The sequence below is a fragment of the Nocardia altamirensis NBRC 108246 genome (assembly GCF_001612685.1).
GTDB lineage: Bacteria > Actinomycetota > Actinomycetes > Mycobacteriales > Mycobacteriaceae > Nocardia > Nocardia altamirensis.
Map to the genome: position 1 here is coordinate 80657 of NZ_BDAY01000053.1, position 8066 is coordinate 88722.

Sequence of the window (8066 nt, forward strand, 5' to 3'; positions counted from 1 at the left end):
CACTAATGTACCGGATTCTGTACAGAAGGCGAATGGGTGTGAGCGGTTCAGTCGTCGACGTTGTCGCCTAGTTCGTTGACGGTGAGGAGGCCGTCGCGGTGACGTTGTTCGCGGTAGGCGGTGCGGCCGATGAGGTGGGCGACGACCGGGGCGGTCAGCAGGGTGAAGACTCCGACGAGGACAAGGGCCCAGACGTTGCCGTGGCCGAAGAGTTCGATGGCGGCGCCCTGCAGGACCAGGATGAGGCCGACCACTTGGGGTTTGGTGGCGGCGTGCATCCGGGTGAGGGTGTCGGGGAAGCGGACGATGGCGATGGCGGCGGTCAGGGCGAGGGTCGCGCCGAAGAGCATCAGGGTGCCGGAGATCCACGGCCACGGGTTCATCGGTCGTCGCTCACACGGAAGCGGGTGACGGCGGCCGAGCCGAGGAAGCCGACCAGTGCCAGCGCGATGATGGCGGGGAGCAGGGTGGTGTCCTCGCTGTAGGAGGCCCAGACGGCCAGCCCGGAGGCGGCGATCGCCATCAGCGAGTCGATGCCGACCACCCGGTCCAGCGTGCTCGGTCCAGCCAGGATGCGGTAGCTGGTGATGAGGGCGGCAGCGGTCAGCAGTATCCCCGCCACGATGACGACAACGGTCATGGATACACCTCCGGAGGTGTTGAGCTGGAACGCCATTCGGAGTGGCGTTCGAACGACGAGATGAGCAGCTTCTCCAGGCGGCGCGTTGTCCGGTAGAACTTGTCCACCGCCGCATCGCTGCTCACGTCGAGCACGTGCACGTAGACGATGCACCGCCGCCGATCGATCTCGAGCACCATGGTGCCCGGAATCAGGTTGAGCAGGTCGGTGCAGAGCACGAGCACCAGATCGGACTTGGTGCTCAGATAGACGCGCAGCACCCCGGAGACCGGCGGTGGCGCGGGCCTGATCGCGAACCAGGCCACCTGCACACTGGATTCGATCGCGTAATACGAAGCGACAACGATCAATTCGAGCATGGACAGCGGATGCAGCCTGCCGCTGACCGGCACCCGTGGCAGCGGCAACGCCATCATGATCAGCGCACCGACCGCGAGCCCGGCCAGGATGGTTGCCGCGCCGAGATCGCCCCACAGCGCGGTCCAGACGACGGTCAACCAGCCGAGCACGCCGATGCGCACCACATTGTCGCGGCTTATTCGCATGGCTTGTCTCCCGTCGTGCCTGCCACCCGGCATTCGGTGTGCGGATCCGTGCCAGCGCCCGGCCTGCCTATCGCGGCTCCGCCAGGGGCGGCGTCGGCGGGCTGGAGGACCGCGGTGATGTACACGGCGGGGTCGCGCAGGTCCGCGGCCGACCGGTCGGCGATGCGCAGGATCGGGCCTGCCAACACCGTGAGGGCGAGGCCGACCACTACCAGCCCGATCGTCGAGCCGACCATCATCAGCGGCATCCGCCCTGGATTCGGACGGTCGTCGTAGTGCACGTCCGTCGAATCCTCCACCAGCGACGGCGTTCTCGCGGCGGTGAGGTGTCCCTCCGGGGCCTCGGCCCGCGGCCGCCAGAACGCCTTGCTCCACACTCGCGCCATGGCGTACAGCGTCAGCAGGCTGGTGAGCACCGACCCGGCGACCAGGATCCAGGCCAGCACGCTGCCGTCGCCCACGCTGGCCTGCAGCAGCGCGACTTTGCCGATGAACCCCGAGAACGGGGGTATGCCTGCGAGATTCAGTGCGGGAACGAGGAAGAGCACGGCGAGTAGCGGGCTCGCCGTCGCCAACCCGCCGAGCCTGCGCAACGAGGTCGACCCCGCCTGCCGCTCGATCAGCCCGACCACCAGGAACAACGTCGTCTGCACCAGAATGTGGTGCGCCACATAGAAAACCGCGCCGGAGAGGCCCTCGGTGCTGGCCAGCCCGACGCCGAACACCATGTACCCGATGTGGCTGACCAGGGTGAACGACAGCAACCGTCGGATATCACTCTGCGCGATCGCGCCGAAGATGCCGACCAGCATGGTCAGCAACCCGCAGACCAGCAGAATCGAGTTGAACTCGCCGCCGGGAAACAGCAGCGAGTGCGTCCGGATGATCGCGTACACACCGACTTTGGTGAGCAGGCCGGCGAACACGGCGGTGACCGGTGCAGGCGCGGTCGGGTACGAATCGGGCAGCCAGTTCGACAGCGGGAACACTGCGGCCTTGATGCCGAAGGCGACGAGCAGCACCGCGTAGACGGCCGTGCGCGTCCCCTCCGGCACCGCGCCGATCCGCTGCGCCAACTGCGCCAGATTCAGCGTGCCGGTGGCCGCGTAGGTGAGCCCGATGCCGGTCAGGAAGATCAGCGACGCCACCATCGAGACCATCACATACGACACGCCCGCCCGGATCCGTGCCTCGGTGCCGCCGACGGTGAGCAGCACGAACGAGGCGGCGAGCAGGATCTCGAACCCGACGAACAGGTTGAACAGATCACCGGCGAGGAACGCGGCAGCGACACCGCCGGTCAGCACCAGGTAGGTGGGCCGGTAGATCGACGTCGGCTGGCGCTCGTCACCGTCTCGAATGTTCTGTCCCGCACCGTAGATCGCGACGGCGAGCAGCACGATGGACGAGACGAGCAGCATGCCTGCGGACAGCCGATCCACCACCAGCGTGATGCCGATCGGGGTCTCCCAGTTGCCGACCTGCAGCGCGGTGGTGCCGTGCCGGTCGGCCAGGTACAGCAGCAGCGCGCAGATGACGACGACGGCGCCGAGTGCGCCGAGCATGATGATCCGCTGGGTCCGCGGCCTGCGGCCGAAGACCAGCGTGCCCGCGGCGGCGAGCAGCGGCACCAGCACGGGCAGCGGCGTGAGGATCGGAAGCAGCTCGGGGGAGACGATCAATCTTCCGGATCCTCTCGCTCGCGCCGCCGGGCGATATCGACGTCGTCCTGGTCGTTCTCGACGTCGTCGGTGGTGGTGAGCGTGTAGGAGCGGTAGGCGAGGGCGAGCACGAAAGCCGCGAGGCCCATGGTGATCACGATCGCGGTGAGCACCATCGCCTGGGCGAGCGGGTCGGCGGTGTCGCGATGGGTGGTGTCGGTCTGGCCCTGGATCGGCGCCCGCCCGTCCGGGCCTGCGAGCGTGATGATCAGCAGGTTCACCGCGTTGCCGAACAGGATCAGGCCGAGCAGCATCTTCGACACCGCGCGCTCGAGGATCAGATACACCCCGCAGGCGACCAGGATGCCGATCACGATCAGCAGCGTGAGATTGCCGGTCATGGCGCGGAATCTCCTTTCGCGGAACGGGTTACGGTGGCGAGCTCGCTGTCCAGGCGAGCCCCGAGGCTGCGGAGCACGTCGAGCACCAGGCCGACGACAATCAGATAGACACCTAGGTCGAAGAACAACGCCGTCACCAGCTTGACGTGGCCGAGCACGGGCAGCGTCACCTCGAAGATCGCCGAGGACAGCGGCGGTGCGCCGAAAAACAGTGAGCTGACGGCGGTTCCGGCGGCCATGGTCAACCCGGCCCCGAGCAGGTGGCCCGCGTCGACGGGTAGTGCCTCGCCGAGTTCGTACCGCCCGCCCGCAAGATAGCGCAGCGTCAGTGCGAGCCCCGCGGTGAGCCCGCCCGCGAAGCCGCCGCCCGGCGCGTTGTGGCCGGAGAAGAAGAAGTACACCGAAAGCACCATGATGGTGGGGAAGACCAGCCGGGTGGTGATCTGCAGGACCATCGAGCGGTCCGCGCGATCGACCAGCCGCCCTGCGGGCAACCAGCTCACCAGATCCGGGTCGTAGTTCGGCGAATCCGCGGCGCGCGGCGCGCTGCCGAAGCGGCGGCTGCGGAACACCAGCGAGGCGACACCGGTCGCGGCGACAACGAGCACCGAGATCTCACCGAGGGTGTCCCAGGCGCGGATATCGACGAGCAGCACGTTGACGGCGTTCTTGCCGCCGCCGAATTGGTAAGCGGCGTCGGGGATTCGGTACCAGATCGGCTCGGCGGTGCGTGCCGCCGTCGCGAACGCGCCGAACACGGTGACCGCGGTGCCGACCAGTGCGGCCAGCAGTGCCCTGCGCGCCTTGAATGCGGTTGCCCTGCTCTCCTCGATCTCCGCGGGAAAGGCGCGCAGCACCAGCACGAAGATCACCAAAGTCAGTGTCTCGACCAGGAATTGGGTCAGGGCCAGGTCCGGTGCGCCGTGCAGCGCGAAGATCACGCCGCAGCCGTATCCGGTGACGCCGACGACGAGCACCGCGGCGAGCCGGTTGCGCAGCACCGTCGCGCCGAGTGCCATCGCGATCATGATTCCGCCGATCACCGCCTGCAGCGGCGAATCCCACAGGCGCAGTTCGACTCCGGTACGGGTGCCGACGGCGAGCAGCGCCGACGGCAGGATGATCAGCGTGCCGAGGATCGTCGCCTGGCTCAGCGGCAGCGAGCCGCGCTGCACGGCGCCGGTCATCCGCAGCGAAAGCCGGTCCATGGCGTGCAGGGTGGCGTCGTAGGCGCGGTCGGCGTTACCGAGCCGCGGTCGCTCCGGATCCCGCAGCCGATCGCGCAGCTGGAACAGGCCGAGGCCGCCCGCGATGATCACGACCGTCAACGCGAGCGGAACGGTCAGCCCGTGCCAGAGCGCCAGGTGCGAAAGCAGTTCCGCGGGCAAAGTTTCCGCGTACGGGCTGAGCAGGTGGTCCAGCCACGGTGCGGCCGGTCCCGCGAGAAAACCGGCGGCCGCGAGGACTGCGGGTGGCGCGATGAACAATGCGCTCGGCGCGTGCCATACCGTCGTCGCGCGGGCGGGCCGGGCGTGCTCGGCGCGCGCCTCCTCACCGTGTTTGGCGGCATGTGCTGGGGGCCCGTGCTTTTCGGTGCCGTGCTCGAACCACGCCGGGTGGCCCTCGGCCGGACTTGCCCGGTGCGCACCCTGCTCCGACGGGTGCAGGGTCTTGTCGGAGAACGCGCCCCACAGGAAGCGCGCGCTGTAGCCAACCGTGAGCATCGACCCGAGCACCACGCCGGCCGCCAGCGCAACGCGCACGGGCCCGGCGATCGTCTCGGTGTCCAGGATCGCGCCCAAAGCGCTTTCCTTGCCGACGAATCCGACCAGCGGCGGGATCCCCGCCATGCTCAGCGCGGCGAGCACCGCCGTGCCACACAGCACCGGAGCGCGGCGGCCGAGCCCGGACAGTCGCCGCAGGTCCCTGGTGCCCGCACTGTGATCGATGATCCCGACGACCATGAACAGGCAGGCCTTGAACAACGCGTGCGCGATGATCAACGCGACACCGGCCAGCGCCGCGTCCGGGGTGCCGAGGCCGACCAGCACGACCAGGAACCCGAGCTGGCTCACCGTGCCGAAGGCAAGCACCAGCTTCAGGTCGGTGACCTCCATCGCCCGCAACCCGGCGAGCAGCATGGACGCCACCCCGAGGGTGAGCACGAGCGGATGCCACACCGGGTTGTCCGCGAAGACCGGCGCCAGCCGCGCCACCAGATACACGCCCGCCTTCACCATGGCCGCCGCGTGCAGGTAGGCACTGACGGGCGTCGGCGCCGCCATCGCGCCAGGCAGCCAGAAATGCAGCGGGACCACGGCGGACTTGCTGAGCGCGCCGATCAGGATCAACACCACCGCGACGTTCACCGCGAGCCCGTGCGGCGGTTGCGCGCGGGCCAGCAGGTCGGAGAGCAGGTAACTGCCGTTCGCCTCGCCGAGGATGATCAAGCCGACCAGCATCGCCAATCCGCCTGCCGCGGTCACCAACAGGGCCTGGATGGCGGCGCGGCGACTGGCGGCCTGCTCGGCGTGATGGCCGACGAGCAGGAACGACAGCACCGTCGTCACTTCCCAGAAGACGAAGAGCAGCAGCATGTTGTCGCTGGTGACCAAGCCGAACATGGCGCAGGCGAAGCCGACCATCTCGGCGGCGAACACCCCGAGGCGGGGCTCGTCGTCCTCGAAGTAGCGGGCGCAGTAGGCCAGGATCAGCGCGCCGACGCCGAGGACGAGCGCGCTCATGACCGCGGCGAGTGAATCGAACCGCAGGTCGATGTTCATCTCGATGCTCGGCGCCCAGGCCAGCCGAACTCGCTGTGTGCTACCCCAATTCGCGCACACCCAACCGAGACCGGCGAGTGGGACCAGTGCCAGCACGTAGAAAGCGTTGCGCCCCAGCGCCTTTACCCACAGCGGTGCGACCAGCGCGGCTGCGGCGAGGGCGAGCAGGATGGCGAGCAAACTACACTCCGTCGGGTAGGGGCGGCGGGGTGGTCCGGGATAATCCTACGTTGTGCCTGGGACTTCCGCGTCCCGTCGGCCATGGCGTCGGCCACCCCGTGCCGGTGAAGCTATATATCCGCTAACGCTTCGTCGGCGGTCGGTCCTGTCCGATTCGGCTTGCCGCGCGGCCGGAGGCGATACAGCACGACGAGGCCGACCGCGCTGCCGAGGACGATCGCGAGCGCGGCCCGGCCCGGTGTCGAGTTGTGCGCGAGGCCCTCCTCGACATGCCAGCTCTTGGTGTTGTCCGGCAGCGCGCCGACGACCGACGGCAGGTACAGCGCGGCGATCGCGAGCACGGCGCTCGGCGGGTAGGCAGGCCAGGCCGTGCCGCAGCAGTATCCCGCAGTGAGCGCGAGAATCGCGCTGCCGATGGAGAACACGACCCAGTTCGCGTCCGCGGTCGTGTTGATGGCGAAGACGGCGATGACGATCATGAGCAGCACGGCGAGCGTTGTCGACGGTCGGCGGACGCCTGCGAGCAGGCCGATCGCGGCGAGCGCGACCAACAGCCAGATGCTCCAGCCGGGACGCTGCGCGTAGCCGAAGGCATCGGCGGTCGCGGTCAGGCTGATCGCCAGATAGACGCCGACCCCGTCGCGTTTCGGGAGCAGCATCGCGGCGGCGGTCGCGGCGAACACCGTGGTCGCTGCGGTGATCCCGATGTCGACGGCGTGGTCGATGGCGGGCGCGGTGATGTACTGCCGGTTCAGCCATTCGGTGACCGCGAGGATCACCAGCGCGAGCACCATCGCCGCGAGGATCGGCGCCACCGGCAGTTCGATCGACATCTTGGCCGTCTCCGGCTTGCCTGCCCGCGACCAATTGCGCAGGGTGCTCAGGAGCAGCAGCGCCAACGCCACCGCGATCAGCCAGCGCGGCGGCGTCTCCAGCACCGCGAACGGGTCGTCGTCGATGTCGAGCAGTTCGGCGAGGTCGCTGAACAGGAAGAAGCCGACACCGCCGAGGGCGAAGCCCATGGCGGGCAACGGCCTGCGCAGGACCGCCGCGCCCAGTGCGCCGAGCACGACGCCCGCGCACACCGCGTCGACGTAATTCTGCGTGGTCAGCATGTCGGCGGACGAAGCATTGTGTCCGACAATGTGATTGATGAGCTGCACGAACATGCCGAGCAGTGCGGCAAGCCAGGCCGTCGCAGGCCTGGCCGCCGTGCAGGCCAGCACCGCGACCGCGGTCGCGATGATGACGCCGATGGCCGCGCCGCGCGGCACGCTGTTGGTCAGGCTGGACAACAGATAGGGCGAGCTGTCGCGCTCCGTGACGAAGGAGATCGGCAGGAACATCGTCACCGCCGCGACCACGGCCGCGAAGAAGGCGGTGACCGCGTCGAACGCGTCGCCGAGTGGGCGCAGCCGCAGCGGGACGGCAGCAGGCGCGGCCTGCGGGGTCGGCGGATCCAGCGGGTCCGTCATCGGGCCGCGCTCCGTCGAAGCGTTGGCGAGGGCCGAAGCGTTGGTGGGGGAACGCCTATACGCCGCACAGGCCGAACATACCCGCGTCCGACCGGCGAGCCTGTGATTGCCATCACTTCGCCAGTTGATGTCGACGCGAGAGAAGTGCCAGTAATTGGCCGTTAATCAGGTGTTAGCCAACCTCTCGGCAGCTAGAGGTAGCGGCCTTCCCCGCCCGCGGGTTGCCCCCGCGTCTCGGCGTACCGGCGCAGCGACTCGACCTGCAGCGGGTCCAACGAGGGCCGCACCACCGAACGGGCCGCCGCCACATCGGCCGCGGTGACGTCCGCGGCGTCGACATCGCGGCGCATCGCCGCCAGCGCCGCCTCGCGCAGCACCGCC

The 8066-nt window shown here is 68.8% G+C and carries 8 protein-coding genes; all 8 read right to left on the minus strand.

Translation table 11 applies throughout. The annotated features are described in order from the left end of the window. Window positions 1–47 precede the first annotated feature (47 nt). Window positions 48–383 carry a monovalent cation/H(+) antiporter subunit G gene (gene mnhG / locus NA11_RS27040; RefSeq protein WP_069164817.1) on the minus strand — a complete coding sequence of 112 codons (336 nt, stop codon included), beginning with the start codon at window positions 381–383 and terminating at the stop codon, window positions 48–50. Then, entirely contained in the window at window positions 380–640 is a 261-nt protein-coding gene (locus NA11_RS27045) for a monovalent cation/H+ antiporter complex subunit F (protein WP_069164818.1), read from the minus strand. The genes mnhG and NA11_RS27045 overlap by 4 nt, the downstream gene beginning before the upstream one ends. Next, complete coding sequence (locus NA11_RS27050; RefSeq protein ID WP_069164837.1) at window positions 637–1179, minus strand: Na+/H+ antiporter subunit E; 543 nt, start codon at window positions 1177–1179, stop codon at window positions 637–639. Before NA11_RS27050 ends, NA11_RS27045 begins: the two co-directional genes overlap by 4 nt. Then, complete coding sequence (locus NA11_RS27055) at window positions 1176–2867, minus strand: Na+/H+ antiporter subunit D (RefSeq protein WP_084655102.1); 1692 nt, start codon at window positions 2865–2867, stop codon at window positions 1176–1178. Before NA11_RS27055 ends, NA11_RS27050 begins: the two co-directional genes overlap by 4 nt. Continuing rightward, entirely contained in the window at window positions 2864–3247 is a 384-nt protein-coding gene (locus NA11_RS27060) for a Na(+)/H(+) antiporter subunit C (protein WP_069164819.1), read from the minus strand. The genes NA11_RS27055 and NA11_RS27060 overlap by 4 nt, the downstream gene beginning before the upstream one ends. Beyond that, window positions 3244–6210, minus strand: a complete 2967-nt coding sequence (locus NA11_RS27065; RefSeq protein ID WP_069164820.1) for a Na+/H+ antiporter subunit A — start codon at window positions 6208–6210, stop codon at window positions 3244–3246. The genes NA11_RS27060 and NA11_RS27065 overlap by 4 nt, the downstream gene beginning before the upstream one ends. 110 nt (window positions 6211–6320) lie before the next feature. After that, entirely contained in the window at window positions 6321–7685 is a 1365-nt protein-coding gene (locus tag NA11_RS27070) for a hypothetical protein (RefSeq protein ID WP_069164821.1), read from the minus strand. A 191-nt stretch (window positions 7686–7876) separates the two neighbouring features. Then, window positions 7877–8066, minus strand: a 190-nt coding sequence (locus NA11_RS27075) for a hypothetical protein (protein ID WP_141717861.1), incomplete at its 5' end; no start/stop codon positions are given.